This window comes from Komagataeibacter melomenusus, assembly GCF_013155395.1.
Classification (GTDB): domain Bacteria; phylum Pseudomonadota; class Alphaproteobacteria; order Acetobacterales; family Acetobacteraceae; genus Komagataeibacter; species Komagataeibacter melomenusus.
The window spans coordinates 1-1,293 of sequence record NZ_JABJWC010000099.1 but is presented as its reverse complement, the minus strand read 5'-3'; the positions used below and the strand labels follow the sequence as shown (position 1 = coordinate 1,293).

At 54.2% G+C, this 1,293-nt stretch carries 1 protein-coding gene; it reads left to right on the top strand.

The genetic code is table 11. The features are described from left to right. Nucleotides 1–80 precede the first annotated feature (80 nt). Entirely contained in the window at nucleotides 81–1,160 is a 1,080-nt protein-coding gene (locus HNW77_RS17180; RefSeq protein WP_011252003.1) for an IS5 family transposase, read from the top strand. The last annotated feature ends 133 nt before the right edge of the window (nucleotides 1,161–1,293 follow it).

The window sequence follows — 1,293 nt, the reverse complement described above, 5'->3', positions numbered from 1 at the left end:
TGGAGGGTTCTAAAAACCTCTTGGTATTGAGGCCTACGCTGTGATTCCATTTTTCTGGTTCTGGTTGGAGGAATGGCGCTATGAAACAGGCGGGATTTTTTGACGTTGAAGAGCGACTTGCTCGGTTAAGCGGTCTTGGCGACCAGCTCGAAGCGTTTTCCCGGACTGTGGATTTTGAGGTGTTCCGCCCGGAACTGGACAAAGCACTGGCCTATTCAGACGGGAGCAAAGGCGGGCGTCCACCGTTTGATCCGGTGCTGATGTTCAAGATCCTGGTGATCCAGACACTCAACAATCTGTCCGATGAACGGACGGAATACCTGATCAACGACCGTCTCTCCTTCATGCGCTTTTTAGGTCTGGGGCTGTCGGACCGTGTACCTGATGCCAGAACGGTATGGCTGTTTCGAGAGCGTCTGACCCAGGCTGGTGCGATTGGTGGTCTGTTCAATCGCTTTGACGCAACCCTGCGTAACGCTGGTTATCTGCCGATGTCAGGCCAGATCCTGGATGCCACGCTGGTAGCGGCTCCGAAGCAGCGCAATACCAATGCGGAGAAGGCGGATCTGCGTGAAGGACGGATCCCTCAGGACTGGCAGGACAAGCCGTCAAAGCTGTCCCACAAGGACAGGCATGCGCGCTGGACCCTGAAGTTCACGAAAGCGAAGCGACAGGAGGACGGGAGTATCCCTGCAACAGATCTGGCCATCCCGTTCTTTGGCTATAAATCGCACATCTCCATCGACCGGAAATTTCGGCTGATCCGCAAATGGAAGACGACAGATGCCGCCGCCAGTGATGGCGCGCGATTGAGGGAGGGCCTGCTTGATAAAAGCAATACAGCTTCAACGGTCTGGGCAGACACAGCCTACCGCTCAAAAGCCAATGAGGACTTCATGGAAAAGCAGGGCTTTGTCTCGAAGGTTCACAGGAAAAAGCCGCATCTCAAGCCTATGCCACGCCATATCCAGAGATCCAACGCAGGAAAGTCCGTTATCCGGTCGCGTGTCGAGCATGTCTTTGCCGATCAGAAATCACAGACGGGGCTGTTCGTCCGAACCGTAGGCATAACGCGGGCCACCATGAGGGTCGGGCTGGCCAATATCGTCTATAATATGCGCCGCTTTCTCCTCTTGGAGCGGATTAACGCCGCCGCGTAGCAATCCAGAGCAGGAAACCATCGCTCTGCTCAAAACCCAGAGTAAAAGTTAGACCAGGGAAGCAGCAGTCAACACGCTAAAAACCTGAAATCAGGCACAAGAGAAGTCAATCAAAGGTTTTTCGAACCCTCCA